We start from the raw sequence: 3,063 nt of genomic DNA, 5'->3' as shown, positions 1-3,063 counted from the left end.
CGTGCGCCTCGATGTGCCGCCCGACCTGAGCCAGCTTGCGGGTCAGTCGCGCTTCACCCAGGTCACGCCCGCCATCGTGACGGCCTCGAGCATGGGTCAGCAGACCCCGGGTGCGGCCAGCACGGGCAACCAGGTTGCCCCCAAGGCCGTCGGCGACATCCGCCTGGAGCGCCAAGGCCAGACCCGCTGGCTGGTGGTCAACCAGTCGCCCGAGCAGGTCTACGAGAAGGTGCGTGCCTTCTGGTCCAGCGTGGGCTTCGAGCTCGTCATCGATCAGCCCGCAGCGGGCCTGATGGAAACCAACTGGAACGAAAACCGGGCCAAGCTGAGCGAAGGCGGTGTGCGTGGCCTGTTGGGGTCGGTGCTCGACCGCCTGTACGACACCGGCGAGCGCGACCAGTTCCGCACCCGCCTTGAACGCACCGCGCAAGGCACCGAGGTCTACGTCACGCACCGTGGCCTGGAAGAAGTCTTCGAAGGCGACCGCAAGGAGCGCACAACCTGGCGCGGCCGCCCCAGCGACGCCAACCTGGAGGCCGAAATGCTGGCCCGCATGATGGTGGCGCTGGGTGGCACCAAGGAACAGGCCGACCAGGCCCGCGACGAGGCCACCAAGCAGCAACCGACCGCGCAGCCGGCCAGCGGCACCCTGGCCGTGTTGAACGCAGACGCCACCAGCCTCACCCTCCGGAGCGAGCCTGACCTGGCTTGGCGCCGTGTCGGCCTGGCCCTGGATCGTGGCGGCTTCACGGTCGAGGGTCGCGATCGCGCCAGCAGCAGCTACGAGGTTCGCCTGTCGGTGAACGACCCGGCAGCAGCCCAACCCGGCTTCTTCAGCCGCCTGTTCGGTCGTGGCAACAAAGAGGAAACCTTGGCCCGCTACCGAGTGAAGCTGCAAACCCAGGGCCGCGAAACCCTGGTTTCGGTGCTCAGCGAGGCTGGCCAACCGGTGAACAACGACACCACCCGCCTGATCGCCAAGCGACTGGTTGACGAACTCAACTGAGCTTGCCCCGGCACACGAATCAAAACCGCCCCGAGGGGCGGTTTTTCATTGTCCTGATCGCCCTGCGGCAAAGGCGCCTGCAGGCCAAGGCCAGTCAAACGGCACCATGAGTCGCCATGGAGCACAGCTGCTCGAGCCATTCAGCGTGAATCAGGCATGAAAAAAGCCGCTCCGAAGAGCGGCTTTTTCGATACGCTGGAAGCGATCAGTTCGAAGCAGCCGAAGCAGCGTCCGAAGCAGCGGGAGCGGCTTCGGAAGCAACAGCGGAGGCGGCTTCCACAACAGCGGAAGCGGCTTCAACGGCGGCGGAAGCGACTTCGGAAGCGGCGGAAGCGGCTTCAACAGCAGCTTCTTCCTTCTTACCGCAAGCGGCCAGGGCCATGGCAGCGATCAGCGAAGCCAGCAGGAGCGACTTTTTCATGCTTGTGTCCTCAAAAGGGGTGTCAAAAAAGCGGTGGTCTTGGAACTGTATTCAAAGCCCGAGACCCGGGTAATGGGCACAAGGGCAGAGGATGCATCGCAACTGGCGTTGCTCCACATTCAGCCATCGATTATACGACGCATCGGGCTATTCCCTATAGGCCCACGGTGGTGCACGGCATCCCCTCGCTTGAGCGTTGTAAATAGGCATCAAAATCAGCCTGCCACAGGGCCAGGATCGCGGGGTCAGTGCTCCATTGCCCCACTGCGGTCACGGAATCGAGCATCCGGATACCGGCCCGGTCTGCGCCTTGTTCTCGCCACAGGAACATGGGGCGCACGTCTGCCACGATTTCATCGCTCGCCGCCCAGCACGAGACCCGGTGCGACCAGGTCTGACGCCAGCTCAGCCAGCGAGGGTGGGCGCGCTGGAGCACATCGAATTGCCCAGCCAGCAACACAACGCGGGCGCTGCTGTGCTGGCGCATCCACTGCTGCAGCAAATCCGTGACAGCCCGCTCCCCCAACGGCCAGTGTGCGAAATCGGCGTCTGCCAAGCGGCATTCGCCGGCAGAGGCCGAAGCCATGGCCAACGTGGCGCGAAATCGATCCTGAAACTCCCGCCAGCCATCGATGCGGCCGGAGGCAGGGGGTGACGATGCGGGCTGTGGGTCCATGGTCTGGCCTCCTGGGTCACGCGGAATGCTGCGTCACTGCCTCACCAGCTCAGCGCGAGGGGTGCAGCCAGCCGTCTTCCGCCCATTGATCAAGCAACTCACGCAATGCGGGGCTGGCTTTGGCCACGGTGGCCGCATCGAGCCAGCGCTGATCCGCCAAGCTGCGCAAATGACGGGCGTCGCGCCCAGCTGTGCGCCAGGACTCGCCATTGGCGAACACCCGCTGGCCATCGTAGACCATGCGCGTGCGCGGGTCGAGCTGCACCCCCACGCCATCGGGCAGAGGCTCGCCCGCTTCGAACCAGACGCGCGGCTTGGGCTCGGTGAGGATCTCGCCGAGCGCCGAGCGCAAGCCTTGCGGGTCTTTGAGCAGGCGCTCGATGGCTTGCGCAGCAAAGGCTTCCAGGCCCTCGGGGATCAAGCCTGGCGTGGCCGTGGCCAGCTGGGCGGGGTCCTTGTAGAGGCGGCGTGGGCCCTCTCCATCGAGCTCCTCGGCGAAGCGAATGAGCACCTCGCGCGCCAGCTCGGTGGCCTCGGGCACACGAAAACCGATGGAGCAGGTCATGCACTCGCCCTCGGCGATGCCATCGTGGGCCCACATGGGCGGCAGGTAGAGCATGTCGCCAGGCTCCAGCACCCACTCCTGCTCGGGCTCGAAGTGGCTGAGGATTTTCAAAGGCACGTCGGGCTGGAGGCGATCGTCGCGCAGCCGGCCAATGCGCCAGCGCCGACGGCCCTGCACCTGCAACAGAAAGACGTCATAAGAGTCGTAGTGCGGCCCCACGCCCCCTTGGTCCGACGCCCACGAGATCATCAAGTCATCGAGTCGCGCGTCGGGCACAAAGCGGAAACGCTGCAGCAGCTCGGTGGCGGCTGGCACGTGCAAGTCCAAGCCCTGCACCAGCAGGGTCCAGCCTGCCTGCTTGAGAGGCGGCAAGCTGCGGCGCGCGAGCGGCCCAT

At 65.7% G+C, this 3,063-nt stretch carries 4 protein-coding genes; 1 reads left to right on the top strand and 3 read right to left on the bottom strand.

Features of this window, described 5'->3' with window-relative positions:
- The coding region (gene bamC / locus B2W70_RS07345) for an outer membrane protein assembly factor BamC (RefSeq protein ID WP_286744324.1) at positions 1-1,006 on the top strand (1,006 nt) is incomplete at its 5' end.
- Positions 1,007-1,211: 205 nt separating this feature from the next.
- On the opposite strand, the gene B2W70_RS07340 is transcribed toward bamC, so the two are convergent.
- The 3 genes from B2W70_RS07340 to B2W70_RS07330 form a co-directional block, all read right to left on the bottom strand.
- A complete protein-coding gene (locus tag B2W70_RS07340; protein ID WP_058087259.1) occupies positions 1,212-1,427 on the bottom strand; it encodes a hypothetical protein in 216 nt (71 codons plus the stop codon).
- 154 nt (positions 1,428-1,581) lie between these two features.
- Positions 1,582-2,103, bottom strand: a complete 522-nt coding sequence (locus B2W70_RS07335) for a hypothetical protein (protein ID WP_286744319.1) — start codon at positions 2,101-2,103, stop codon at positions 1,582-1,584.
- Between the two features lie 49 nt (positions 2,104-2,152).
- Positions 2,153-3,063: JmjC domain-containing protein (locus B2W70_RS07330; protein WP_286744317.1), on the bottom strand; the 911-nt coding region annotated here is incomplete at its 5' end.

The sequence above is a fragment of the Aquabacterium sp. UBA2148 genome, from assembly GCF_002328915.1.
Lineage (GTDB): Bacteria > Pseudomonadota > Gammaproteobacteria > Burkholderiales > Burkholderiaceae_C > Aquabacterium > Aquabacterium parvum.
This window is presented reverse-complemented; position numbering and strand designations above follow the sequence as displayed.